Origin of the sequence: Actinomadura sp. CNU-125, from assembly GCF_001942465.1 — a bacterium.
GTDB lineage: Bacteria > Actinomycetota > Actinomycetes > Streptosporangiales > Streptosporangiaceae > Spirillospora.
The window spans coordinates 21,500-46,005 of record NZ_MKJY01000455.1 but is presented as its reverse complement, the minus strand read 5'-3'; the positions used below and the strand labels follow the sequence as shown (position 1 = coordinate 46,005).

Here is a 24,506-nt window from a genome sequence, read left to right as displayed (position 1 = left end):
CGAACCCGCCGACCGCCGCCGGGAGCAGCGCCCGCACCAGCCCGCCGACCCGCCGCCGCGCTCCCCCGCCCGGGCCGCCGCCGCCAGCGCCCGCGCAGCGCCGCGTACCCCAGCAGCAGCGCCCACTGGCCGAGCAGCAGCCGCTCCGCGACGAACGGGTTCCACGCGTACACCACGCCCGCCGCGAGCCGCGGCACGAGCCGCTTCGACGGGACGAGCGACGCCGCCGACGTGCACGCCGTCACGAAGATCGCCAGCAGGATCAGCTTCTGCGCGACGCCGCCCGGCAGGACGGTCGCGAGCGCCGCGGCGAACGCGTCGCTCGGGACGTGCCGCGGCACCGTCCCGGTCAGCCCGAACGTCATCGAGGTGAACGCCGGATCCGGGACGAACACCATGTCGTAGGACAGGACGAACCCGGGCGCGAGCCCAGGGCCCACCACCACGATCCCGAGCACCAGCCCAGTCACGGCGGTCGCCAGGTGCCGCGCTCGTCCCGTCACGCCGGAAAACTACCCGACCGGCTCGGGATCGCGGGGCAGCCCGAGGATGCGCTCGCCGATCACGTTCAGGTTGACCTCGGTGGTGCCGCCGCCGATCGTCATCGCGCGGGACGCCAGCAGATGCCGCGTCCACCGCGCCCGCAGCTCCGACTTCCAGCCGCCGGTGAGCGCGCCGTGCTCGCCCAGCAGCCCGAACCCGAACTCGGTGACCCGCTGCCCGTGCTCCATCGCGACCAGCTTCCGGACGTTCGCGGTCGCGCCCGGATCCGTCCCGGAGATCTGCTTCAGGGTCGCGCGAAGGCTCAGCAGGCCGAGCGCGTGCTCGTCGCAGACGAGGTCGCCGAGGCCGTCGCGGACGACCGGGTCGTCGGCGAGGTCGAGCTCACCGGCCAGCCGCAGCAGCTTCGGGACGTCGCCGCCCAGCTGGAACGACGTCGTCAGGCCCACCCGCTCGTTCGCGAGCGTGTTGCGGGCGACCCGCCACCCCTCGTTCACCGGGCCCACGACCAGCTCGTCCGGGACGAACACGCCGTCCAGGAACACCTCGTTGAACACCGCGTCGCCCGTGCACTCGCGCAGCGGGCGCACGTCGATCCCCGCGGACGCCATGTCGACGAGGAAGTAGGTGATGCCGTCGTGCTTCGGCCGGCCGGTGTCGGTGCGCGCGAGGCAGATCGCCCACTGCGACTCCCGCGCCAGCGACGTCCAGATCTTCTGCCCGGTGATCCGCCAGCCGCCCTCGACGCGCTCGGCGCGCGTCCGCAACCCGGCGAGGTCCGAGCCCGCGCCCGGTTCGGAGAACAGCTGGCACCAGATGATCTCCCCGCGCAGCGTCGGCGGCAGGAACCTCTCCTGCTGCTCCGGCGTCCCGTACTGGACGAGCGACGGCACGACCCACGCGGCGATCATCAGCGGCACGGGCCGCACCTGCGCGGCCTTCAGCTCCTGCCGGATGACGATCTGCTCGACCGGGCCCGCGTCCCGTCCCCACGGCTTCGGCAGGTGCGGCGTCACCCAGCCGCCCTCCGCCATCGCCGCCCGCTGCTCCAGCGGCTCCATCGCGGCCAGCCGAGCGACCTCCCCGCGAACCGATCCGCGAAGGTCGGCGGCCTCCTCGGGCAGATCGACGTCCACCGGACGCCGGACACCGCTCAGCGCGCGCGCCGCGACCTCTCCCCGGAACGAACTCGCCCTCCCGAGGATCGCCCGCAGCGTCAAGGCACGCCTGTAGAAAAGGTGGGCGTCGTGCTCGTACGTGTAGCCGATGCCCCCATGAATCTGGATGTTGCCCTCGGCGCACTGCACCGCCGCGTCCGCCGCGAGCACTCCGGCCACCGCGACCGCGTACGCGCGCTGCTCTTCCGGCTCGTCCAGCGCGCGCGCCGCATCCCACACGGCGGCCCTTGCACGCTCCAAAGCGATGAGCATCCGGGCGCACTTGTGCTTGACGCCCTGGAACTGCCCGATCGGACGGCCGAACTGCTCCCGCAGCTTCGCGTACGCCACCGCCTCGTCGAGCGCCCGCCCCGCGACGCCGCACGCCTCCGCGCCGAACACCACGACGGCGAGGGCCCGCACGTCCGCGCCGTCCACGCCGTCCACGAAGCGGGCGTCCGCGTCGACGGTGACCGCACCGGCGGGACGGCCCACGTCGAGCGACTCCAGCTCCTCGACCTCGCACCCGTCCCGGTCGACGACGGCCCAGCGATCACCGGCCGGGAGGACGAACACCTCCGCGTCCGCCGCACCGACCACCGGCCGGACGGTGCCGAACACCCGCGAACCGTCCGTCCGCAGGCTCCCCGACAGCCCGACCGCCCCGGTGCGCGAACCGTCCCGCAGGATCGCGGACGCCAGCACCGCCGGCGCGTACGAGGCCGGGCCCATCACGCGGCCCAGCTCCTCGATGACGACGGCCTGCTCCAGCAGGCCGAACCCCTGGCCGCCCGCACTCTCCGGAAGGTGCAGGCTCGGCAGCCCCTGCCCGGCGAGCGCGGGCCCGAGCCCGCCGCCCGCGTGCCGCTCGACGAGCCCGCGCACCGACGCCGCGAGCGCCGCGTGCTCCTCCGTCACTCCGATGGCCATGGCCGCACCTTTCATCCGGGTGCGGCCAGCCTATTAGAACGTCATTCGGTCAGATGACCTTGAGGCCCGCCAGGAACCGGTTCAGGTCCGGCCACAGCTTCTTGTGGGTGTCCGGCATCGACGCGAACACCACCGCCGGCGCGTCCCGTCCGGTGTCGATCACCGCGGTCGCGACGATCTCGCCCGTCGCCCGCACGCCCGCACGCTCGTACGTCAGGTACGACGCGACCAGCCAGCCCTTGCGCCCGTCCACATCGAGGGCCTGCGACGCCAGCGGCTTCTTCGCCTCCTGGAAGCCGTAGTACTGCGCCAGGTAGCCCTCCGCCGCGAGCCCCGCCACGTTCTTCACGCTGTCCGGGCCGCTGTACGCCCCGTGCAGGCTCGGGATCAGGGTGCCCGTCAGCAACTGCCCGTACCAGAGCTGGTCGCCGCTGCGCTCGGTCACCACGATCTGCTGCCCCGACCACCCGGGCGTGCCCAGCTTGTTCTTCTTCGTCGGCACCTGCCAGGGCTCCCCGAACCGCGGATACGACAGCCCCGACATGTCGTCGTTCACCCGCCCGAGGACCCGCGACGGCGTTCCCCGGAACGTCTCCAGCTTCGCGTCCGGCGGCATCGACGCCTGCGCCGCGACCGACTGCTCCGCCGCGCCCGTCCGTCCCGCCTTGTCCGGCTCGTCGCCGCCGCGGGTCAGGAAATAGACGGCACCGGCCGCGATCAGCGCCGCCACCAGCCCGACGCCGCCGATCAGCAGGACCCGGGACCGGCCGCCGGTCTCCAGCGAATCGCCCGCCGAACCGAGCTTCTCGTCCGCCGCGGCCTCGTCGGCCATCCAGTCCGGCATCTGCCAGTTGCCGCTGCTCGGCTTCCCGGACTTCGCCGGCCGGTCCGACCCCGTCGCACCGCCGGAACGTAGTTCGACACGCCCTCATCGGCGTCGCCCTCGTCGAGGAGCTCGTCCTCCCACTGCGACGCGTCCGGCTCCGGCGCCACGCGCACGTCGGACGGCTCCGCGGGCGACTCGTCCGGGGACTCCGCGGAAGTCTCGACCTTGCCCCACACGTCGTGGGCGGAGTCACTCTCGTTCAAACCGGTCCAGCGCGCATCGCGCTCCCCCTGATCGGACATGCGGCACACGTTACGCGAAGATCATCAAACGCGGCCCACGGAGAATCACGCCCAGGACACAGCTTGCTATCAGTCGAGTCGGGGCTGCCACTGCTCCGGCCGCACCTCCGGCGCCGCCCGCCACTCCTGCGCCCCGGGCCACTTGTCCGCCCCGAGCCGCTCCCGCACCATCAGCGTCGCGCCCGCGACCGCGCCGGGCATCGCCAGCACCGCCCCGAAAGGCACCAGGAACAACGCGAACGTCGCGACGCCGAACCCGATCACCAGCGGACGGTTCGCCTTCATCCGGGCGAACCGCTCCTTGCGCAGCACCTCGCGCCGCTCCATCGCCACCGACGACAGCTCGCCCGCCAGAAAGTAACCGGAAACACACGCCGCGACCACCGGAACGACGGTCTGCCCGACCCCCGGAATGAACCCGCCCGCGAAGAAGAGCAGCGCGAAGCCCAGCGCGACGAGCCCCAGCAGCAGCGCGTCCTTGATCGCCCGCCCGATCTGCGTCATCAGCGGCACATCGGGCTCCGGCGGCGCGCCGCCCTGCGACTCCTCGACCCGCACCGCGATCGCCTCGTAGAACGGATCACCGACCAGCAGCGTCACGGCCGTGAACGTCAGAATCGCCAGGAAGACGGACGCGCCGAGCACCGCGATCCCCGCGATCACCCGCGTCGCCGTCCGCACCGTCTCGCCCCACCCGTCGGCGAACCACGTCACCCACGAGGCCACGTCGCCGATGTTGTAGACGAGGAACCCCAGCGCCGTCCCGTAGACCACGAGAACGATGAGCGCGGGAATGAGACCGAACAGCCACTGCAGCGGATGCCGGGCGACCCACCCGATTCCCCGCAGCAGATAACTCGCGCCGGTGAACAGATCCTTGAACCGCGACTGTTGCTCCACCCGGCGAGCCTAACGAAGCCCCACAAGGTGCGCCGAACGATCCCAGACGTCCCGCGCCAACCGTTCGTCCCGCGAAGGCCCCGAGCCGGGGACCGAACCATAGAACCCGCCGCTCTTCGCCTCGAACTCCTCGTCGACCGCCAGCCGCAACGCCTGCCGCGCCCCCTGCTCGGGCGTCCGCACCACCGGCGTGTGCGACATGACCGTTCCGAGGCGTCCCAGCCCCCACTGCTCCCGCAACAACTCCGTCGCCACAGGCCCCGGACACATGGCGTTCACCACCACACCACTGCCCTCCATCCGCCTCGCGAGTTCCCGCGCGAACAGAATGTTGAGCAACTTGCTCCGGCCATAAACCCGCAACGAACCCGGTTTCCCGTACGCCCCCGGCTCCGCCAACCGTTCCACGTCCAACGGATCGGCCAGCCGGTAAGCCTCGCTCGCCACCATCACCACCCGCGACGCGCGCCTTTCTCCAGATGCCCCAGCAGCAGATTCGTCAGCAGAAAGGGCCCCAGATGATTCGTGGCGATCATCCGGTCGTACCCGTCGGCGCTCTCCTTCGCCCGCATCAGGTGCACGCCCGCATTGTTGACGAGCACGTGCACCCGATCGAACCGCTCCTCCAACGACGCCGCCACCCGCCGCACGTCCATCAGCACCGACAGATCGGCCAGGAAGATCTCCACCCGGCCCTCGGGAACCTCCTCCAGCAACTCCTCGACCGTCGCCCGCCCCCGCATCTCGTTGCGGCACACGATCCCCACCAGGAACCCCCGCCGCACGAGCCCGCGCGCGATCTCTTTCCCGATCCCCGCCGTCCCCCCGGTCACAATCGCGATCTTGGTCTCCATGAGACCACCCCACCACCCGCCCACCCCCCGGACAAGCCCCTTGTGGTAACCCACGAGGAAGCCGGGCGAACCTCAGGGAGCGTTCCCCGGCGGCGGCCCACCGGAAGGCGCACCACCGGGCGGCGGCCCGCCCGACCGCCCGCCACCACCGGCGGGCGGCGCACCCCCGCTCGGCTTCGTCCCGGTATCGACCCCGACCTCCAACGCGACGGCGTAACCAGAACCGACATCGCCCGTCACAGTCGCCAACTGACTGGCAGCACCGTCATCACCGAAGACGTTGTCGCTGTCCAGCGTGACCTGAGCCAGGTTCTTGACGGACTGCTCATAGCCGGCCTCCGCGTACACCGTGTCGCAAACGTCCTTCGGCAAAGCCACCTGCGAAGTCGCGATCGCCTTCGTGGCATCGGTAATGCTCGCCTGGTCGGGATACACCTCGAAGTGGATGTGCGGCCACCGCCCGGAGTAACAGGCCGGGAAGATGCTCGTGAACCGAACCTTCCCCTCCGCATCGGCGACCTGCACACCCCGCAGGTAGTTCTCGTCCGTGACCCCCTCGGAGTACATCGAGTACTTCCCGTCCCGGGTGCAATGCCAGACATAGACGGCCACCCCCGCGAAAGGCGCTCCCTTCGCGAGATCGGAGACGGCCAACTCCAACGTCATGGGCACCCCCTCGGCCGTCCCCTTCGCCTCCCCGAAGCTGGACCGGATGTCACTGCGGACGATGCCGCTCTGCTCCAGCACGTCCGGCCCGTTCGAGCCGTCCCCCGGGTAAGGCCCGGCCGTCTCGTCGGGAATCTCCCCGGCCGCCGCGCTCGCCGAAGCCTCACCCGAGGAACCGCCGCACGCCGCGACCCCGAGCCCCGCGGCCCCCAGCCCGAGCAACCCGAGCATCCTTCGCCGGCTGACCAGCGTGCCGAGGTCGAACCCGAGCCCCTGGTCGACGACCTCCTCGTCGGGCCGCGCGAGCGGACGCCCCTCGAACTCACGCCTGCGTCGCATGAACCTCTCCTCCGTGTCGGCAACACCACCAGTGTTCACACCGACACTGAGAGCCCTCTTACCCCCAGATGAGTTTTCCCTTTGCCTCAGTTCCACCCTGTCGCGTTGCAAGCCACCGTCCGGCAGTCCTCGCAGATGAACAGGCTGCGCCAGCCGTCGCCGTACTCCCGAACGTGGTTCTCGACGGTCGTCACATGGAACATCAACCGCCCACACGACCGGCAGGACGGGTTGGCGTAGACCCCGAGCGGCGGCCCACCGGCGACGCCCACAACACCAGGGGTGCCCTGAACATGACCATTGCTGTACACCAAGTCCGCGTCATAAGGCTTCAACTCCACCGCCCCCACACCCCGCCCCGGCTGCTCGAAAGCGCGGTAAATTTCGTCCTCAGGACCGGGCGGCTCATCGAAAACAACCACTTCGTCGCGATAACAACCCCGGTCATCGACGTTCGCATACAGCGTCCACATGCACGACGCGCGCGTCCCGACCAGGTGCACCCGTTCGGCCGTCCACGCCGGAACACCCGGAACCTCCGCAACACGCAACGACATGTAATGCCAGGAGATCGGAGACATCACCGGATCACACGCGATCTCCTCGATTGAAAGCCCGACCGGATGGTCGACCCCCTCGTCCCGCAGCAGCACGACCCGTCGCTGCGGGGAGAACCGATAACGAGCAGGACCGTCCGCCGGTACCCAAACCCCGAGATCCTCGTACTCCCGCCGGTCCGCACCCCGCCGCACATCGTGCCGGGCGACGGCCGCCAACGCGGCACCGGTGCCGATCGCGGCCAACGCCCACACGTCCCGGAACGACCGCCGCTCGCGCAACCGCCGCACCACGAGATCCACGCACCGATCCGGCGCACCGGCCAGCAACGAACACAGATCACCGAATCCGACCTCGAACCGATCCAGCATCGAGGCGATGACCGATTCCTGATGCGGCCGAAACCATTCGGGCCGCGTACCGGCGAGGAAAGCAAAATGGTCCCCAAGCCCACGCGCATCGGCCGACCGCTCCAAAAGCTCGACCAGCACCGCGACATCGTCCGGGCTCTCGATCGGCATCCCCGAACGCTACCAGCGACACCCTTGAAAACGCTGCCCGCCGTCCTGGCCGTCTTGTTGTCTCTGGCCGCGTGCACGGACGCCCCACCGAGAACCCCCGACAACGGCGCCCCGTCCGCACGTCAACTCAACCTCGACTGTTCTGATCCGATCGACGTGCTGTCGTCACCGCCCGAACCGCACAGCGCCGTTCTCGACGTAGTGGGCCTGGACACCACCTCGACACTCCAGGTCGCTGCGACGGACGGAGACTCCCCGCACCGCCTCTTCGCCAAAACCGGACTTCTCGTTCGCGCGGGACACGAGGCGGACCTCACCGTGCCGGCGCACGTCTCCATCGCCTGGGGCAACCACGCACCCGAGTGGGCCTCCGCATTGCACATCCCGGCCTGCCCGACCACAGACTCCGGCCAGTGGCTGCTCTTTCCCGGCGGGTTCTCTCTCGACACAGGGGCTGCGTGCCCCTCCAGGTACGCACAGAGAACGAGACAACCACCGTCCACGTCTCAGCCGGTGCGCCCTGCCCAAGCTGAGTTCGCCCGATGCGGCCGGAGTATCAGAAACGCAGCAGGTAAGGAACGGTAGTGCGCACCGTGTTCATCCCACTCCTCCGGCGCAACGGGCAGGACAAAGAAGTGCAGACCTTTCTCCCGTACGCGAATTTCGCCGCGACGGCTCGCATTCTCGACCCGCGTAGGCTCGGGAAGCAGCGCGTCGAGGCGCTGCAGGTGCTGCGCGGGCTGACGGTACCGGGGTACGGATGGCGGCACCATCCGGCCGTACGGATGTGGACGGGGTACGAAGAGGCGCTGGTCCGCTACGGCCTGGAGATCTGCCGCCAGTGGTGCTCCCTCGGGCACCGGGACACGTGCGCGACCTCGCTGACATCCGAACTCACGAACGCCACAGGCGTCCACCGGCCGCGGAGCCAGGAGAGCCTGACCGACGCCGGGGCCCTGCCGTCCTGGCTGGGCGATCCCGCCCTGCACCTCAGCCATCGCTCCGCGCTGATCCGCAAGGACCCCGGTTTCTACGAACCGCTCTTCCCCGACGTCCCCGCCGACCTCCCGTACGTCTGGCCCCGCCCCGATCACGCGGATAAAGAAGGCGGCAAACCGGCACCACCGGCGTGACCACCACCGACAGCCCTCCAGTCGAACGCACAAAAACGCCCAGCGGCAAGCCGCTGGGCGTTCACGCACAACTCCGAGATCCGAACCCCGCGATTGGCGGGGGCGTGGGGGCGGAGCCCACACCGGGGGGTTTGGGGGGTCGTCCCCCCAATGAGGGACGAGCGAAGCAGGCGAAGTTGCCCTCTAGGGCAACGAGCATGCCTCACCCCAAGCGAGTGGAGGTGGCGGGAATCGAACCCGCGTCCTTCGATGATGAGTCAGGGCTTCTCCGGGTGCAGCCTGCTAGGCGGTTTCTCGGCCCCGGCGCTCACACAGGCTAGTCGCCGACGGGCTCAGTCGCTGTTTGATTTTCCTTGCAACCCCGCGACCGGGCTACAAGGTGGAGTCTCCTGATGATGTCAGGTCCCGGGGCGGAGACTCACCCGGGCTGACAGAGTTCGCTCCTCGCTCAGGCGGCGAGGGCGAACTCGGACTGCTTCTTGTTGGCAGTTATTGGTTTGCTGTCACAGGATTTACGAGGTCACGACAGCAACCCTCGACCCGCTTCTCCTGACTCGACCGACCGAAGTCGAAGCCGGTCACCCCCATGTTGAGTTGTCAAAGCGGTCCGGGGACCGCGCATGTTGACGTTACTAGGATAACGCGTGGGCGGGCAACGTGATTCCCGGTGGACGTGTGAAACCCGGGCGGGCGCGAACGCCCGCCCGGGTCGACCGGCAGGGTCGGGCCGGTCCGGACGGCAGAGCCTCCCCCGAGACGAGGCTCTGGTCTCATCACGGCGACTGAGTCCGCAACCCCCCAAGCGGTTTCTCAGTCACTAGGGAAGACGCTCGGGGGGCGGGCGATGGTTGCGGTCCGGACGTAAAGGTGTCTCAAAGTCAGCCGAAGAAGGTTCCGGCGACGGACGCGGCGTTGACCTGGCCTTCGACGGCGATGGCGACGGCGACGTCGCCGCGGGAGCCGACGAACCACGAGACCTGCTTGGGCTTGTCGTCCTGCTTGTAGGCGGCGAAGGCGGTGACGCCGACGACCTCGCTGTCGACGCGGGCGGCCTGGGCGGAGCCGTTGCGCGCGGAGTTCTTCAGCACCTCACCGAGGTTGGAGATCGACTGTGCCGGGAGGTTGTGGACGGGCGCGCGCTGTTCGGCGTTCGGGATGTCGCCCTGCAGGACGTACGGGGGGCGCCACGTGCCGGTCTGCGCGGCGGCGGCGACGAGGGCCATCGCGAGGGGGCTGACCTCGACGCCGCCCTCGCCGACCATGGTCGCGGCCATCTCGCCCTGGTTCTTCGGGGTGGGGATCGAGCCGGTGAACGCGGGCACCTGCAGGCCCCAGTTCTTGCCGATCCCGAAGTGGGCCGCCTCGGTCACGAGGGTCTTGGCGTCGATCTTGTTGCTGAGCTGTGCGAGGGAGGTTTTGCAGGAGAGGGCGAGGTGGTTGGTCAGCTCGCTGTCCTTGTACGCCCGGGTGGTGAAGGTCTTGTCGCCGACGGTCAGCTCCCCGGGGCAGGTCGACTCGGTGTTCGGGGAGACCCCGCCGTGCATGAACAGGGCTTCGGCGGAGACGACCCCGAAGGTCATGCCGGGCGGGTAGTGGCCCTGGAACGCCCGGTTCTCGCCTCTCGTCCCGTGGTTGGAGACGGCCAGGACCTCGCCGGTGGCGGGCCGCACGGCCACGAGGGACGCCGGGTACTGCAGTCCGTTGAGGGCCCGGTCGGCGGCCAGCTGGACGCCCGGGTCGAGCGTCGTCTGGACCTCCTGCGGCTTCTCTCCCGGCCAGCTCTGGAGGGGGGACGTGCGCTGCCCGTTCGGGTCCTGCGCGACGACGCTGACGGTCGGGGTGCCGGCGAGGCGGCGCTGCATGAGCAACTGGATGCCGCTGACGCCGATGGTGTCGCCGGGCTGGTAGGGGGCGCCGACCTCCTGCAGCCGGTCGGACGTCGCGGGGCCGAGGGTGCCGATCAGCTCGGCGGCGGCCTTCGGCTCGATCGGCGCGGTGATCTCCCTGAAGTCCAGGGCGGGGATGCCCGCGTTGAGGCGCTGGATCAGCGGGGTGTGGGTCGACGTCTGCAGGGTCATCAGCGGCAGGAACTCCTGCGGCGGCGCCGACAGGACGCGGCCGTGGAGGCGGTCGGCGTCCAGGCGCCGGCCGCCGTCCATCTCGGTCGCCTTCGCGAGGGCGTCGAGGGTCTTCTTCGGGTCCTTGAGCTTCCCGGGGTAGACCCCTACCTGGTAGGCCGGGACGGGCCGCAGCATCGACTCGCCGTTGGTGTCGGTGATCTGCGCGCGCTCGGGCACCTCGTTGACCACCGCGAGCCGCTGGCCCTGCTGCAGTTTCGGGTTGATGATCGACGGGCTCCAGACGACCTTCCACTGGCCGCCGACCCGCTTGAGGGTCATGTGCCCCTTGTAGTCCCAGGGCCGTCCGCTCTCGCCTAGGTCGACCTTGACGGAGAAGGACGCCTGCGCGGTGTCGCCGTCCTTGACGATCGCGGCGGCGTCGGGGTCGGCGCCGTCCGCACCGATCGACAGCCGCAGGGACGCCGCGTCCAGCTGCGCGGCGACCTTGCCGAGGGCGTCGGCGACCTCCTGCTCGTCGGCGCCCACGGTGTTGTCGGCGGCGGCCTCGTAGTTGCCGACCGACCAGGCGATCAGGAAGTCGCGGACGGCGGGCATCGCGGATCGTTCGGCGAAGCAGCCGGTGGTCAGGGACGCGACGAGCACGCCGCAGCCGGCCAGCGAGATCGTTCGGCGCCGGACGGTACGCGTGCCGCGGGGCGCGCGCCTCCGGCCTCGGTTGGTCATCGACACCCTTCACCGTCTCCTGAAACGGGCCGCCTGAGCACGCTGCATTTCCCGCTGGGCCTCGCGCTTGGCGATGGCCTGCCGCTTGTCGTACGCCTTCTTACCACGGCCGAGCCCGATCTCGACCTTGGCCTTACCGTCCTTGAAGTACAGGGACAGCGGGACGAGCGTCCAGCCCGGGTCGGACGTCTTGTCGATGATCTTCTGGATCTCGCGCCGGTTCAGCAGCAGCTTCCGGCGGCGGCGGGGCGCGTGGTTCGTCCAGGTGCCCTGCGTGTACTCGGGGATGTGGACGCCTTCCAGCCACACCTCCCCGTCGCGCACCTGGGCGAAGCCGTCGACGAGGGAGGCGCGGCCCGCGCGCAGCGCTTTGACCTCGGTGCCCATCAGCACCATGCCCGCTTCCCATGTGTCGTCGATGTGGTAGTCGTAGCGGGCCCGCTTGTTCTGGGCGATGAGCTTTCGCCCTGTGTCGCGTGACACGTGATCAGCCTCGGTCCTTGTCCGGCAGCGTCGCGTCCAGGCCGCGCAGCACCGTCCGGGCGCGCTGCTCGGCCGCTTCGGGAGGGCGGTCGGCGGAGACCGCCACGTCGGGTTCGACCCCGACACCGTCGAGGTTACGGCCGCCGGGGGTGCGGTAGCGACCGACGGTCAGCTCGATCGTCGAACCGTCGGAGAGCTCGATCGGCTCCTGCACCGACCCCTTGCCGTATGTACGTGATCCTACGAGAATCGCGCGGTCCCGGTCGCGCAGGGACCCGGCGACGATCTCCGCGGCGCTCGCCGTGCCCGCGTCGACGAGCACGACCAGCGGCGTCTTGGCGTCCCCGGGCCGCTCGACGGTGTAGCGGCGGGACGGTTCGCCGCGCCGCTCGTAGGTGACGACCGGGCCGTCGGCGAGGAACGCGGACGCGGCCTCGACCGACTCCGCCAGCAGCCCGCCCGGGTTCCCGCGCAGGTCGAGGACGTATCCGCTGGACGGTGCGGGTTCGGTGGCCGCGCGGATCCGGTCGCCGGTGCCGCGGGTGAAGGCGCCGACGCGGATCGTCCGGACACCGCCGGGACGGTCGGTGACGGTGACGTCGCCCGCGCTCACGGGCGTCCGGACGAGACGGAACGTGCGGCCGCGGGACCCGCGCGTCACGGTGATCCGGACGGCGTCGCCCGCAGGCCCGCGCAGCGACTCGGCGACGCGCGCGAGGCTCCATCCGGCGGTGGACGCGCCGTCGACCGCGGTGACGACGTCGCCCGCCCGGACCCCGGCGCGGGCGGCGGCGGTGCCGGGCTGGACGCTCGCGACGCGGACCCGCTCGTCGCCGTCCTCGGCGCCGAGCCACAGCCCGACCCCGCTGTAGTGCCCGTTGAGGCGGCCCTCGATGTCGTCGTACCGACGCGCGGGGTAGTAGCGGGCCCATTCGTCGCCGAGCCCGCGCAGCATCCCCTCGATCGCGTACCGGTCGAGTTCGGCCCGCCCGACGGGGTGCGCCGAACTGCCGCCGATCTTCGCGGCGGCCTCGTCCAGGACGGACCCGTCCGCGACGGCGGCGTGCCGTTCGGGACCCGGTCCGCCGACCGCGCCGAGCCCGTACGCGCCGAGGACGGCGGACGCGATGACGGCACCGCGAAGCAGGCGAGCGGACGGGAACATGCCGCAATTCTAGAGTCGGGACCGGTGCGGGCCCGGCGTTCCGCTCAGATCTTCAGATATCGCCGGAGCGTCATGAAGGAGGCGATCGCACAGAGCAGGACGCCGAAGCAGATCGACACCACAATGACCGACAGCACCTGCCCCCAGCCGAGCTTGGCGATGAGCTGGATCTCGCTGGCGAGCTTGTCGATGAGCAGGAACTTGCTGGCCACCAGCATGATCGAGGCGAACAGGCCGCCGATCAGGCCGGCGATCGCGCCCTCCAGGATGAAGGGCAGCTGGATATAGGTGTTGGACGCGCCGACGAGCCGCATGATGCCGGTCTCCCGGCGCCGGTTGAACGCCGACAGCCGGACCGTGTTGCCGACCAGCAGCACCGAGGCGACGACCTGGATCAACGCGATCACCAGGGCGCCCCATTGCAGCGCGTTGAGGATGCCGAAGAAGCGGTCGAGGATCTCCTGCTCGTTGATCACCGTGTCGACGCCGGGCCGGCTCTTCACGGCCTCGGCCACGGCCTTGTATTCCTCGGCGTTCTTGAGCTTGACCCGGAAGGAGTCGGGAATGTCGCCTTCGCGGGTGCTCTCCACGAAGCCGGGCGAGCCCGCGTAGCGCTCCTTGAACCGCTGGTAGGCCTCCTGCCGGCTCTCGTAGGTGACCTCCGAGACCTCGGACATGCCCTTGAGCTGCTGCTCGAGCTGCTTCCGCTGGTCCTCGGTGACGTCCTTGCCCTGGCATGCCGAGTTCGAGCTGGTCTTGGCGCACAGGAAGATCGAGACTTCGATCTTGTCCTGCCAGTAGCTCTTGGAGGATGAGACCTCGGCGCGGATCAGGAGGCCGGTGCCGAAAAGCGCCATGGCGATGGCGACCGTGATGATGAGGGAGATCGTCATCGTCAGGTTCCGGCGGAGACCGATCCAGATCTCCTGGAGAACGAACTGTACGCGCATGCCTCGCTGTCCTTGGTCGCCTGTAGTCGTCCCTGCGGTGTACGCGGTGGCGGGAACGGGTGGTTCGGATGGGAGCCGTCAGAGGGCCCGGCCCTGTCCCGGTCGGCCCGGGCCGACCCGGGTCGCCCGGGTCAGTAAGCCTGGCCGTAGACGCCGCGCGACTGGTCGCGGACGACCCGTCCGTCCTCCAGCTCGACGACGCGCTTGCGGAAGGCGTCGACGATCGCGGCGTCGTGGGTGGCCATGACGACGGTGGTGCCGGTCCGGTTGATCCGGTCCAGCACCTTCATGATTCCGATGGAGGTGGCCGGGTCGATGTTGCCCGTCGGCTCGTCCGCCAGCAAGATCATCGGCCGGTTGACGAACGCCCGCGCGATGGCCACGCGCTGCTGCTCGCCGCCGGACAGTTCGTGCGGCATCCGGTGGCCCTTGCCTTCGAGTCCGACCAGGTCGATGACCTCGGGCACGACCTTGCCGATGAAGCGCCGCGGCTTGCCGATCACCTCTAGGGCGAACGCGACGTTCTCGAAGACGTTCTTGTTGGGGAGCAACCGGAAGTCCTGGAAGACGCAGCCGATCCGGCGGCGCAGGTGCGGCACCTTCCAGTTGCTCAGTCTGGTGAGGTCCTTGCCCGCCACGTGCACGTGACCTTGGGAAGGACGCTCCTCCTTGAGGATCAGTCGCAGGAAGGTCGACTTGCCGGAGCCGGAGGGGCCGACCAGGAACAGGAACTCGCCCTTGTCGATGGCGACGTTCACGTGCTGGAGGGCGGGCCGGTTCTGGCTCCGATAGACCTTGGTGACGTTGTCGAAATTGATCACGGCTGCATCACGGCGGTTCAGTCTAGGGGTTGGGGAGCGGCCCGACCTGCGGAGGCGGATCTGTTCCGCCGCCTTCGGCCTGCGCCGCCCGGCTTCGCGGCCGGACGGGCCGTGGAGCCTGCGAGCAGTGTAGAGGGGACAGTCAACTACCTCGTCCCACTCCTCGTGGTGGGGATGACGCGGCGGGAATGACCGCGCCCCCACTGTGCGGGGCCCGGGGGACGTTCCCCGGGTGGTTCGTACCGTTCAAGATTCCGGACTTGCCGGAACGACCATACAGTCCGGCTAGGCTGGATGATGGGAAAGATGCCTAATAAGTCGGTGATCGACGCATCCGCACGGACCCGCGTGCCGCGCACGGAGATTGGGGCCACACCATGAGCTGCGAAGATCTGATTTGCGCCCGCTGCTCGAACCCGGTCGTCGAGGGACGCTGCCCGACCTGCAGGATCGCCCGCTCGCAGATGCACCGGCACGGCCCCTCGGTGCCGCCCGCGCTCGTCCTGGCGGCGCTGGTCGCGCTGCTGTTCGTGGCGCTCGTGCTACAGCGCGTGTACTGAGCGCGCTGAGAGCCTTCTCACCAACTCCGGAACCGGGAACTCCGCCCGGCGCACGCCCGTGATTCCGGCCGGTTCCGAGCCGTGAAACCGCTGGTCAGCGGCCGGTCAGTTCTTCTTCGGCGCCGGCGTGGACGCGCGGGTGACCGCCCCGTTGTCGCCGACGACCCGCGCCTTGCGCTCGGCGTCCGCGCGCTCCCCGTCCTTGTTCTTCTCGCCGTCCTTCTTCTCCGCGCCGTCACCGGACGGACGGTCCGCGCTCGGCGAGGCACTCGGCGAAGCACTCGACGACGGTTCGGCCGACGGCGACCCGCCGCCCTCGCCGCCGTCCTCTTCGCCTTCCTCGCCGTCCGCGCGCGGCGGGTCGTAGGCGGCGAAGTGCAGCGTCGACGCCGTGTCGACCTTGTTCCCCTCGACGGTGCCGTCGAGCAGGTGCTCCGCCTCGTCCGGGATCTCCGGCCGGGGCGCGTCCGGATCGTCCGGGGCCGCCTCGGAGGTGAGCGAGGAGTTGCGGTACAGCGAGTAGATGATCAGGCCGCCGCCGTCCTCGGTGCGCAGCCCGAAGTAGGGGAAGGGCGTCGCCGTCGGGACGACCGTCAGCGTCAGGTCGTCCTCGCGGGCCTTCTCCTTCGCCTTCTCCGCACGCTCGTAGTAGCCGCTCGTGCGCGAGCCGGCCTCCATGACCTTGGCGGCGACGCTGCCGTCGCCCTCGGCGGCCATCGTCGCGTGGATGCCGCTCATCTCCTGCGGCCGGATGAGGACGGACGTGTCGTCGCTGGCCAGCGCCTCCGCGTAGCCGTCGTCGTCGATCGCGATCTCGGGCAGTTCGGTCTTGCGGTCGACCACGACGACGCTCGTCAGCGACCAGCGGCGGTCGGCGCCGCGCAGAATGAACGACATCAGCACGCGGCGCTCGCTGTCGGCGTCACCCACGACGGAGCGCTTCACCGACGCCGTGAACCACTGCGGGTAGCCGCCCTCGCGCAGTTCGGGGACGTACAGCTCGGGCTTGCCGTAGTCGAACCGGCGCACGGGGTCGCCGTCGTAGGCGGCCTTGCGGAACTCGGCGGCGGTGAGCTGGGACTGCCCGTCGGACGTCCAGGTCAGTGCGAGCCGCTCGTCGCCCGCCGCGCGCGCCACGTCCTCGTTGATGACATAGGTACGGAAGGTCTCTTTGGCGACCTCGGGGGTGAGGTCGACCGGTTCGGGCGGTGAGGGCGTGGGCATGGCGGCGGTGGGCCGCACCTCCGGCGCGCTCTGCTGAGCGCAACCCGTTGCCGCCACCGGCACCAGCAGCATGACGGCCGCCAGCGCGCGCGCGATCGTGTGCAAAGCTCCGTCCCCCGGGCCCGACGTTCGCCTGCCGCTCAGGCCGTCCGGAAGGGCCCTCCCGTTTCACCGATTCTGCCACCAAGGGTATGGGGCGGGCGCCCCCGGCACTGCCGGGACGGCGATAAGCTCGGAAGCGTGGCAGGCATGGAACCGGAAGAGCGACTCAAGGAGCTCGGCGCGACCCTGTCCGGCATCGAGCAGGTGCTGGACCTCGACGGCATGCGGCGCGACATCGCCGAGCTGCGCGAGCAGTCCGCCGACCCCGACCTGTGGAACGACCAGGAGCGCGCCCAGTCGGTGACCCGCCGCCTGTCGTACCTGGAAAGCGAGCTGGGCCGGGTCGAGGGCCTGCGGCAGCGTCTGGAGGACGCCGCGACCCTGTACGAGCTGGCCGCCGAGATGGACGATCCCGACACGCGCGCGGAGGCCGACGGCGAGCTGGAGGACCTGCACAAGGCCGTCCAGCAGCTGGAGGTGCGGACGCTGATGTCGGGCGAGTACGACGCCCGCGAGGCGCTCGTCTCCATCAACGCGCAGGCCGGCGGGATCGACGCGGCCGACTGGGCCCAGCAGCTCCAGCGCATGTACCTGCGCTGGGCCGAGCGGCACGGCTACCCGACCGAGATCTACGAGACGTCCTACGCCGAAGAGGCCGGGATCAAGTCGACGACGTTCACGGTGAAGACCCCCTACGCGTACGGGACGCTGCGCGGCGAGCACGGCACGCACCGGCTCGTCCGCATCTCCCCGTTCGACAACCAGGGCCGCCGGCAGACGTCGTTCGCGGGGCTGGACGTCGTCCCGGTCGTCGAGCAGAGCGACCACGTCGAGATCGACGAGAACGAGCTGCGGGTGGACGTGTACCGGTCGTCCGGTCCGGGCGGGCAGGGCGTCAACACGACCGACTCGGCGGTGCGGATCACGCACCTGCCGTCCGGGATCGTGGTGTCCTGCCAGAACGAGCGGAGCCAGCTGCAGAACCGGGCGACGGCGATGAACGTGCTGCAGGCGAAGCTGCTGGAGCGCAAGCGCCAGGAGGAGGCGGAGAAGATGTCCGCCCTGCGCGGCGAGGGCACGAGCAGCTGGGGCACGCAGATCCGCAACTACGTCCTGCACCCGTACCAGATCGTGAAGGACCTGCGCACGGGCGTCGAGGCGGGCAACCCCTCGTCCGTCCTGGACGGCGAGATCGACGAGTTCATCGAGGCCGAGATCCGCTGGATGCGGCAGCAGGAAGCCGGAACCTGATCTTTTTCTCGCGTTCCCAGAGTGATCGGGTGGTCACTCTGCGATGATTCCGGATGGACTCAGCTCGCCGCTTCCATCCGGGGGAACCGTATGCCCGCACGCACGACCGGACGCACCGACGGGCGTCCGCACGCGCGCACACGTTCTCGCGCGGCGGCCGCCGCGCTGGCGGTGCCGTGCCTGCTGGGCGGCGGCGTCGCGGGGTGCGGCGAGAACCCGACCGCCGCGTCGTCGCGAGCCGCCCGCGCTGAGCCGGGCGCAGGCCGAGCAGGTGCTGAAGTCCTACACCGCCGCGGCCGACCGGGCCGCGCGGAAGCGCAGCGGCAAGGCGCTGACCGGGATCCAGACCGACCCGCAGTTGACCATGGAAGCCGCCATGTTCAAGAAGTACCGGGCGCTCCGGAAGCGGCCGCCCACACTGGACTTCGCGAAGACGACCTTCTTCATCCCCCGGCTCGAAGGCCATCCGCGCTGGTTCGCGGTGGGCGCGGGCGGCGGGAAGGGCGCGGGCGCCCGGCCGCACGCGATGCTGTTCACGCAGGAGAAGCCGGGCGGGCCGTGGCTGCTCGCCGCCGACCCGGCGCCCGGCGACGGCGCCCTGGAGCGGGTGAAGCTGGACGGCGGCGGGTTCGCCGAACCGGTCTCGCCGGACGCGGACGGGCTGCCCATCGCGCCCGCGCGGATCCCGGCGTCGACGCCGCGCTGATGACGGGCGGGCCGGACGCGTCCGGCGCCGCGGCGCTCGCGGACGGGCCCACCACCGGCCGCGCGTACCAGGCGCTGCGGAAAGTCACCGAATCGCTCGCCGGGCAGGGCGTCAAGCTGTCGTCGACGTTCGCGCCGGCCGCCTACCGGGTGCACGCGCTGCGCACGAAGGACGGCGGCGCGCTCGTCTGGTACGCGATGAAGCAGCATGAGGCATACTCCGCCGCAAAACGGGGCAGCCTGGCGGTAAGCGGTGATCTCGTCGGGCTCGCCCGGCCGGATCGGCCAGGACACGCCTGAAGACGACGGTCCTCACGCAGTACCTGGCCGTCGTTCCGCCGGACGGCCGAGCCATGGTCGCCGGCGTGTACCGCAAGGCCGTCGCCGCCCGGGGAGCCTGAACCCAGGTGCCCCGGTCGCGCAGGCCGTCCGCCGCGCACGGCTCCGTCGAGCCCGCGCGCGGCCTCTGATCTCCGTCGGGTGCCGGGCCGTCCCGCTCTTCCCGACCGCTGCAGCGGGAGCGGTCCGGCACCCGGCGGGTCCTTCGATTGTGCCGTGCGCGCCGTCCCGTCCCATGTCAAGCGGGACGGGACGGCGCGTCACGTCCGTCCGGTCACCGGCCGGTGACCAATCGGTCACCGGCCGCCGGTCAGGATTCGGCGGGCGGCAGCGAGCTGCCGGTGACGAGCGTGCGGACCGACCGCAGCGCCACCGACAGCGTCGCCAGGTCGAACCCCTCGCCCTCCCAGATCTCGCCGAGCATCTGCTGGGCGCGGTCCACGACCGTCTTGTTCTTCTCCGCCCAGTGCGCCAGCCGCTCCTCCGGCCGCGCGCCCGGCTCGCTCGTCACCAGGACGTCGCGGGTGAGGGCCGCGTGCGCGGTGTACAGGTCGTCGCGCAGCGCGGACCGCGCCATCGACCGCCACCGGTCGTCGCGGGGCAGCGCGATGATCCGCTCCCGCAGCCGGGACAGCTGCAGCCGCTCGGCGAGGTCGAAGTACACCTCCGCGACCTCCTCGACCGGGCGTCCCGTCTCGTGCGCGATGCCCACCAGGTCGAACGTGCTGTAGGCGGCGACCAGCATCGCGCACTGCTCGGCCAGCTCACCCGGGACGCCCCGTTCGGCGAACCCGTCGCGGCGCTGCTCGAACGCCGCGAGGTCCTGCCCGGTGAGCAGCTTGGGCAGCTGCGCGCTGAGCGTCGCGGCACCGCCCGCGAAGAAGTCGATCGTCTCCCGGATGTCGAACGGGGGCCGCCGGTTGTGCAGCAGCCAGCGCGCGCCGCGCTCGGTCAGCTTCCGCGCCTCCAGCAGCATCGCGATCTGCGTGGACTGGTCGACCTGCCGCGACAGGCCCTCCACCGACCGCCAGAACCGCGGCATGTCGAACACGTCCCGGGCCACCAGGTAGGCGCGGGCGATGTCGGACGACGACGCGCCCGTCTCCTCGTTCATCCGGAACACGAACGAGGAACCGGAGTTGTTGACCAGGTCGTTCACGACCGCGGTGGTGATGATCTGGCGGCGCAGCGGGTGCCGGTCCATGTACGGGCGGAACCGTTCCCGCAGCGGCGTCGGGAAGTAGTCGACGAGCCACGACTCCAGGTACGGGTCGTCGGCCAGGTCGGACGCGACGACCTCGGCGTCCAGCGTCAGCTTCGCGTACGCCAGCAGCACCGAGAACTCGGGGCCGGTCAGCCCCAGCCCGGACTGCCGCCGCTCCGCGATCGCCTTGTGGCCCGGCAGGAACTCCAGGTGCCGGTTCAGCCGCCCGTCCCGTTCCAGCTTGCGCATGTGCCGGGCGTGGACGTGCAGCATCGACGATGCCTGCAGCCGGGACGCCGCGAGCACCACGTTCTGCGCGTAGTTGTCGCGCAGCACGAGCCGTCCGACCTCGTCGGTCATCTCGTACAGCAGGTTGTCGCGCTGCTTGCCGGTCAGCTCCCCGTCGCGGACCGCCTGGTCCAGCAGGATCTTGATGTTGACCTCGTGGTCGGAGGTGTCCACCCCGGCGGAGTTGTCGATGAAGTCGGTGTTGACGAGACCGCCGTCGCCGTCCGCCCCGGTCCGGGCGTACTCGATGCGGGCGAGCTGCGTCAGCCCCAGGTTGCCGCCCTCGCCGACGACGCGGCAGCGCAGCTCCGCCCCGTCGACCCGGACGGGGTCGTTCGCCTTGTCGCCGACCGCGTCGTTCGTCTCGGCCGAACCCTTGACGTACGTGCCGATCCCGCCGTTCCACAGCAGGTCGACCGGGGCCCGCAGGATCGCCCGGATCAGCTCGTACGGGGTCAGCGCGGCCACGCCCTCGGCGATGCCGAGCGCCGCCCGGATCGGCGGGGTGATCTTGATGGACTTGGCGGTCCGCGGGAAGACGCCGCCGCCCTTGGAGATCAGCGTCGTGTCGTAGTCGGCCCACGTGCTGCGCGGCAGGTCGAACAGGCGCCGCCGTTCGGCGAACGACGACGCCGCGTCCGGGTCGGGGTCGAGGAAGATGTGCCGGTGGTCGAACGCGGCGACGAGGCGGATGTGCTCCGACAGCAGCATCCCGTTGCCGAACACGTCACCGGACATGTCGCCGATCCCGACGACCGTGAAGTCCTCGGCCTGGGTGTCCTTGCCGAGCGTCCGGAAGTGGTACTTCACCGACTCCCAGGCGCCGCGGGCGGTGATGCCCATGCCCTTGTGGTCGTAGCCGACGGACCCGCCGGACGCGAACGCGTCGCCGAGCCAGAACCCGTACTCGGCGGCGACCCCGTTCGCGATGTCGGAGAACGTCGCGGTGCCCTTGTCGGCCGCGACGACCAGGTAGGTGTCGTCGCCGTCGTGCCGCACCACGTCCGGCGGGGGCACGACCTTGCCGTCCACCAGGTTGTCGGTGATGTCGAGGAGGCCGGAGATGAAGTCGGTGTAGCAGGCGACGCCGGCCTTCTGCCACGCCTCCCGGTCCACGGCCGGGTCGGGCAGCTGCTTGCCGACGAACCCGCCCTTCGCGCCCGCCGGGACGATCACCGTGTTCTTCACGGCCTGCGCCTTCACCAGGCCGAGGATCTCGGTGCGGAAGTCCTCGCGACGGTCCGACCAGCGCAGCGCCGCGCGCGACCGCCCCGTAGCGCAGGTGCACGCCCTCGACCTTCGGCGAGTACACGAAGACCTCGTACATCGGGCGCGGCTCGGGCAGGTCGGGGATGCGCTCGGGGTCCAGCTTCAGCGCCAGGTACGGCTTGTGCTGGTAGTGGTTCGTGCGCAGCGTCGCCTGGATCATCGCGAGGTAGGCGCGCAGGATCCGGTCCTCGTCGAGGCTCGCGACCTCGTCGAGCTTGCCCTGCAGCTCCTCGGCGATGCCGAGGCTGCGCTCGTCCTCCCCGCCCGACAGGGACGGCGCGAAGCGGCTCTCCCACAGCCGCACCAGCAGCCGCGTGATCTGCGCGTTCCGCAGCAGCACCTGCTCGACGTAGCGCTTGGAGAACGTCGTCCCCGCCTGCCGCTGGTACAGCGCGTACGCCCGCAGGATCATCGCCTGCCGGAAGCTCAGCCCGACGTGCAGGACCAGCGCGTTGAACCCGTCGTTCTCGATCTCGCCGCGCCACAGGGCGCGGAAGGCGTCCTGGAACAGCTCCTTGACCGACTCCTCGGGCACGTCGGCGGACGGCGCGTACCGCAGCCCCAAGTCGTAGATCCAGAACCGCCTGCCGTCCGCGGTGTTGATCTCGTACGGCCGTTCGTCGATGACCTCGACGCCCATGTTCTGCAGCAGCGGCAGGACGCGCGACAGCGAGATCGGCTCGCCCAGCCGGTAGATCTTCAGCCGCCGCTCGCCGTGCCCCGCGCCGAACGGCTCGTACAGGTTGATGGACGTGTCGGCGTCCGGGCCGAGCTCCTCCAGGAACCGCACGTCCGCGACCGCGGTACGGGCGGGGAAGTCCGCCTTGTACCCCTCGGGGAACGCGTCGGCGTACCGCCGCGACAGCGTCCCCGACAGCTCCTCGCCGAACAGTTCGAGGACCGCGTCGGCCAGGTCGTCCCCCCAGGAGCGGGTCGCCGCCGCGAGCCGCGCCTCCAGGTCGTCGACGTCCACGTCGGGCAGCGGACGGCCGCGCTCGCCCCGCACGACCACGTGCAGGCGCGCCAGGAGCGACTCGGTGACGTTCGCGCTGTAGTCGACGCTGACGCCCTCGAACGCTTCCTTCAGGATCCCCTGGATGCGCAGCCGGACCTGCGTGGTGTACCGGTCGCGCGGCAGGTAGACCATGCACGACATGAACCGGCCGTACATGTCCTTGCGGAGGAACAGCCGGAGCTGGCGGCGGTCCCGCAGCCGCAGCACCCCGAGCGCGATGCCCAGCAGGTCGTCGACGGAGATCTGGAACAGCTCGTCGCGCGGGTAGCCCTCCAGCACCTCGATGAGGTCCTGCCCGTCGTAGCTGTCGGCCGGGAAACCGGACCGCTCCAAGACCTCCTCGCGCTTGCGCTTGAGGACCGGCACGTGCGCGATCGACTCGCTGTAGGCCACGTGCGTGAACAGGCCCAGGAACCGGCGCTCCCCCACCACCTCGCCGGACGCGTCGAGCTTCTTCACCCCGATGTAGTCGAGGTACAGCGGGCGGTGGACGGTCGAACGCGAGTTCGCCTTCGTCAGTACCAGCAGCCGCTTCTCGGTGGCCTTCTCCCGCACCTCCGGCGGCAGCGCCGCGAAACTGCGGGACTCGCGGGTGTCGTCGCGCAGGATGCCGAGCCCGGTCCCGGGCTCGGGCCGCAGCGCCGTCCCGTCCTCGACCAGCGTGTAGTCGCGGTAACCGAGGAACGTGAAGTGCCCGTCGGCCAGCCAGTCCAGCAGCTCGACGCCCTCGGCGAGCTCCTTCTCCGGCAGCGCGGACCCGTCGCCGCGGACCGACGACGCGATCTCCAGCGCGCGCGCCCGCATCTTCGGACCGTCCTCGAACGCGACCCGCACGTCCTGAAGGACGCGCAGCAGGTCGCGCTCCAGCCCTTCGAGCATCGCCCGGTCGCTCGTCCGGTCGATCTCGATGTGCATCCACGACTCGTCGATGTCGCCGTCGTCGTCGAGCTTCCCGCGGAACCCCTTCAGGTGGCCCGCGACGTCCCGGTCGACGCCCAGCAGCGGGTGCACGACCAGATGCACGGCCAGCTGGTGCCGGTTCAGCTCCATCGTCACCGAATCGACGAGGAACGGCATGTCGTCGGTGACGACCTGCACGACCGTGTGCCCCGGGTCCCAGCCGTACTCCTCCACCGACGGCGTGAACACCCGCACCTTCGGGCGTCCCTGCGGCCGCTCCTCACCGAGCAGCCGGTGCGCCATCACCGGGCCGCAGATGTCGGCCGGATCCCGTTCGAGGAGATCCTCCGGCGCGACATGCCGGTAGTAGAGCCGGAGGTACGCGAGGGTCTCCTCGACGTCGCCCCCGCGCGACCCCGGACGCTGGACGCACGTCTCAGCGGCCCTCCGGAGAAGATCGTCCTTGGCCTGGTCGAGCTTGCCGCCCATCAACAACTCCCTTAGAGACTCCGCCACCCCGTTGTGGCGCTGCTCATGCGCCAGCGTAGCCAGGCCATGCTCGTTGCGGCATCTCCGCGTCGGGCCCTGGAGGCCCTCCGCCACCGGACCTCGTGCGGCGTCCGCCGCCTCGTTCCGGCTCGCCCAGGGGCTCGCCACGCGCTCCGATTGTCGCAAGCCGGGTACGGCTTCGCACGCGATCGCGGTGGCCAAGGTAGGCACATGCCCCGGCATAGGCACG

18 protein-coding genes, 1 other RNA gene and 2 pseudogenes are annotated in these 24,506 nt (G+C 70.5%); 5 read left to right on the top strand and 16 right to left on the bottom strand.

Going from position 1 to position 24,506, the window contains the following annotated elements; all coding sequences use genetic code 11:
- The 8 genes and pseudogenes from BJF79_RS37530 to BJF79_RS37500 all read right to left on the bottom strand — a co-directional run.
- Positions 1-503 (bottom strand): annotated as a pseudogene (locus BJF79_RS37530) (hypothetical protein); the annotation flags it as partial.
- Between the two features lie 9 nt (positions 504-512).
- Positions 513-2,588: an acyl-CoA dehydrogenase gene (locus BJF79_RS37525; protein WP_075904518.1), complete on the bottom strand. Its 2,076-nt coding sequence runs from the start codon at positions 2,586-2,588 to the stop codon at positions 513-515.
- A 49-nt stretch (positions 2,589-2,637) separates the two neighbouring features.
- Entirely contained in the window at positions 2,638-3,432 is a 795-nt protein-coding gene (locus BJF79_RS37520) for a hypothetical protein (RefSeq protein WP_075904516.1), read from the bottom strand.
- 353 nt (positions 3,433-3,785) lie between these two features.
- Positions 3,786-4,616 carry an EI24 domain-containing protein gene (locus BJF79_RS37515; RefSeq protein ID WP_075904514.1) on the bottom strand — a complete coding sequence of 277 codons (831 nt, stop codon included), beginning with the start codon at positions 4,614-4,616 and terminating at the stop codon, positions 3,786-3,788.
- Positions 4,617-4,625: 9 nt separating this feature from the next.
- Positions 4,626-5,072 carry an SDR family oxidoreductase gene (locus BJF79_RS63520; RefSeq protein WP_262403149.1) on the bottom strand — a complete coding sequence of 149 codons (447 nt, stop codon included), beginning with the start codon at positions 5,070-5,072 and terminating at the stop codon, positions 4,626-4,628.
- The gene (locus BJF79_RS63515) at positions 5,066-5,470 is read right to left on the bottom strand and encodes an SDR family NAD(P)-dependent oxidoreductase (RefSeq protein WP_262403148.1); all 405 of its coding nucleotides are present in this window, start codon (positions 5,468-5,470) and stop codon (positions 5,066-5,068) included. The genes BJF79_RS63520 and BJF79_RS63515 overlap by 7 nt, the downstream gene beginning before the upstream one ends.
- Before the next feature lie 72 nt (positions 5,471-5,542).
- On the bottom strand, positions 5,543-6,475 hold the full coding sequence (locus BJF79_RS37505; protein WP_075904512.1) for an intradiol ring-cleavage dioxygenase: 933 nt from the start codon (positions 6,473-6,475) through the stop codon (positions 5,543-5,545).
- A gap of 86 nt (positions 6,476-6,561) precedes the next feature.
- Positions 6,562-7,554: a hypothetical protein gene (locus BJF79_RS37500; protein WP_075904510.1), complete on the bottom strand. Its 993-nt coding sequence runs from the start codon at positions 7,552-7,554 to the stop codon at positions 6,562-6,564.
- 635 nt (positions 7,555-8,189) lie between these two features.
- Between BJF79_RS37500 and BJF79_RS37495 the strand changes: the two genes are divergently transcribed.
- Positions 8,190-8,687, top strand: a complete 498-nt coding sequence (locus BJF79_RS37495) for an MSMEG_6728 family protein (RefSeq protein WP_075904536.1) — start codon at positions 8,190-8,192, stop codon at positions 8,685-8,687.
- 213 nt (positions 8,688-8,900) lie between these two features.
- Here the strand turns inward: BJF79_RS37495 and ssrA are convergent.
- The 6 genes from ssrA to ftsE all read right to left on the bottom strand — a co-directional run bounded on the left by ssrA (position 8,901) and on the right by ftsE (position 14,910).
- Positions 8,901-9,273, bottom strand: a transfer-messenger RNA (tmRNA) gene (gene ssrA / locus BJF79_RS37490).
- Between the two features lie 292 nt (positions 9,274-9,565).
- Complete coding sequence (locus BJF79_RS37485; RefSeq protein ID WP_262403147.1) at positions 9,566-11,491, bottom strand: penicillin-binding transpeptidase domain-containing protein; 1,926 nt, start codon at positions 11,489-11,491, stop codon at positions 9,566-9,568.
- A 9-nt stretch (positions 11,492-11,500) separates the two neighbouring features.
- A complete protein-coding gene (gene smpB / locus BJF79_RS37480) occupies positions 11,501-11,974 on the bottom strand; it encodes an SsrA-binding protein SmpB (RefSeq protein WP_075904508.1) in 474 nt (157 codons plus the stop codon).
- Positions 11,975-11,978: 4 nt separating this feature from the next.
- Positions 11,979-13,139 (bottom strand): S41 family peptidase, encoded by a 1,161-nt coding sequence (locus tag BJF79_RS37475; protein ID WP_075904506.1) that lies wholly within the window; start codon positions 13,137-13,139, stop codon positions 11,979-11,981.
- 44 nt (positions 13,140-13,183) lie between these two features.
- Positions 13,184-14,089, bottom strand: a complete 906-nt coding sequence (ftsX, locus tag BJF79_RS37470) for a permease-like cell division protein FtsX (protein WP_075904504.1) — start codon at positions 14,087-14,089, stop codon at positions 13,184-13,186.
- A 131-nt stretch (positions 14,090-14,220) separates the two neighbouring features.
- Positions 14,221-14,910 (bottom strand): cell division ATP-binding protein FtsE, encoded by a 690-nt coding sequence (gene ftsE / locus BJF79_RS37465; protein ID WP_075904502.1) that lies wholly within the window; start codon positions 14,908-14,910, stop codon positions 14,221-14,223.
- Positions 14,911-15,287: 377 nt separating this feature from the next.
- On the opposite strand from ftsE, the gene BJF79_RS37460 reads away from it, so the two are divergent.
- Entirely contained in the window at positions 15,288-15,470 is a 183-nt protein-coding gene (locus tag BJF79_RS37460; protein ID WP_075904500.1) for a hypothetical protein, read from the top strand.
- A 105-nt stretch (positions 15,471-15,575) separates the two neighbouring features.
- Here BJF79_RS37460 and BJF79_RS37455 read toward each other — a convergent pair whose 3' ends face one another.
- Positions 15,576-16,799, bottom strand: coding sequence for a hypothetical protein (locus BJF79_RS37455; RefSeq protein WP_075904498.1), 1,224 nt, complete (start codon positions 16,797-16,799; stop codon positions 15,576-15,578).
- Between the two features lie 144 nt (positions 16,800-16,943).
- Between BJF79_RS37455 and prfB the strand changes: the two genes are divergently transcribed.
- The 3 genes from prfB (at position 16,944) to BJF79_RS37440 (ending at position 19,052) form a co-directional block, all read left to right on the top strand.
- Positions 16,944-18,047 carry a peptide chain release factor 2 gene (prfB, locus tag BJF79_RS37450; protein ID WP_410050194.1) on the top strand — a complete coding sequence of 368 codons (1,104 nt, stop codon included), beginning with the start codon at positions 16,944-16,946 and terminating at the stop codon, positions 18,045-18,047.
- A 271-nt stretch (positions 18,048-18,318) separates the two neighbouring features.
- Positions 18,319-18,753, top strand: a complete 435-nt coding sequence (locus BJF79_RS37445; RefSeq protein ID WP_075904494.1) for a hypothetical protein — start codon at positions 18,319-18,321, stop codon at positions 18,751-18,753.
- Positions 18,753-19,052, top strand: coding sequence for a hypothetical protein (locus tag BJF79_RS37440; RefSeq protein ID WP_075904492.1), 300 nt, complete (start codon positions 18,753-18,755; stop codon positions 19,050-19,052). Before BJF79_RS37445 ends, BJF79_RS37440 begins: the two co-directional genes overlap by 1 nt.
- A gap of 349 nt (positions 19,053-19,401) precedes the next feature.
- On the opposite strand, the pseudogene BJF79_RS37435 reads toward BJF79_RS37440, so the two are convergent.
- A pseudogene (locus BJF79_RS37435) lies at positions 19,402-24,256 on the bottom strand (NAD-glutamate dehydrogenase).
- Positions 24,257-24,506 lie beyond the last annotated feature (250 nt).

Bases quoted from the DNA above. Each gene is read 5' to 3' on its own strand.
- BJF79_RS37525 (WP_075904518.1), bottom strand. From the start codon at position 2,588: ATGGCCATCGGAGTGACGGAGGAGCACGCGGCGCTCGCGGCGTCGGTG.
- BJF79_RS37505 (WP_075904512.1), bottom strand. From the start codon at position 6,475: ATGCGACGCAGGCGTGAGTTCGAGGGGCGTCCGCTCGCGCGGCCCGAC.
- BJF79_RS37475 (WP_075904506.1), bottom strand. From the start codon at position 13,139: ATGTTCCCGTCCGCTCGCCTGCTTCGCGGTGCCGTCATCGCGTCCGCC.
- BJF79_RS37500 (WP_075904510.1), bottom strand. From the start codon at position 7,554: ATGCCGATCGAGAGCCCGGACGATGTCGCGGTGCTGGTCGAGCTTTTG.
- prfB (WP_410050194.1), top strand. From the start codon at position 16,944: ATGGAACCGGAAGAGCGACTCAAGGAGCTCGGCGCGACCCTGTCCGGC.
- BJF79_RS37520 (WP_075904516.1), bottom strand. From the start codon at position 3,432: ATGCCGGACTGGATGGCCGACGAGGCCGCGGCGGACGAGAAGCTCGGT.
- BJF79_RS37440 (WP_075904492.1), top strand. From the start codon at position 18,753: ATGACGGGCGGGCCGGACGCGTCCGGCGCCGCGGCGCTCGCGGACGGG.
- BJF79_RS37485 (WP_262403147.1), bottom strand. From the start codon at position 11,491: ATGACCAACCGAGGCCGGAGGCGCGCGCCCCGCGGCACGCGTACCGTC.
- BJF79_RS37460 (WP_075904500.1), top strand. From the start codon at position 15,288: ATGAGCTGCGAAGATCTGATTTGCGCCCGCTGCTCGAACCCGGTCGTC.
- BJF79_RS63515 (WP_262403148.1), bottom strand. From the start codon at position 5,470: ATGGAGACCAAGATCGCGATTGTGACCGGGGGGACGGCGGGGATCGGG.
- ftsX (WP_075904504.1), bottom strand. From the start codon at position 14,089: ATGCGCGTACAGTTCGTTCTCCAGGAGATCTGGATCGGTCTCCGCCGG.